Source organism: Paenibacillus sp. Y859, assembly GCF_056786405.1.
The window spans coordinates 1-517 of record NZ_JBXCIZ010000052.1; the positions used below are offsets into that span (position 1 = coordinate 1).

At 34.0% G+C, this 517-nt stretch carries 1 pseudogene; it reads right to left on the reverse strand.

Annotation, left to right across the window (positions count from 1 at the left end):
• Positions 1-473: pseudogene (locus tag AC1TO8_RS23890) on the reverse strand (phosphotransferase); the annotation flags it as partial.
• Positions 474-517 lie beyond the last annotated feature (44 nt).

Below are 517 nucleotides of genomic sequence, written 5' to 3' on the forward strand. Positions count from 1 at the left end.
AGCACATTATCTGGATGAAAATCACCGTGACACAGCTTATTATCGTCAGGTAGATTTTCTAAGTAATTAATTATTTTTTCTTTCTCTTCTTCTGTAAGGAGTGGAGTAACCTTTATGTTTCCACTTAGTACTATCTTCTGTTTTCTAAGTACTCCGACCACATCATGAGTATGCAATTCAGAATGTAATGTCGCTAATGTCCTTGAATGTTTATTGATTGACCAAGGCCTTTTAGTCATAATTTTGAGTAAAGAAAATCCTGATATACGTTGAAATACAATACCATGCCTATCGTTTAGGTAAGTTAATTCGAACGGTTGGGGAGTATTAATACCAAGAGAATAAGCGAAGTTACTGATAAGAAATTCCTGATTTATAGCATCCTCGGGAAAATCCTTCTTATAAAGTTTTATGATTTTATCTTCTTTGTATTCGAAAATGTCAGCCGTCCTACCCTGTCCAATATGGTTCAAATTTATCCTCCTCGAACAAACTATTATTTATATGTGGTTTGGCA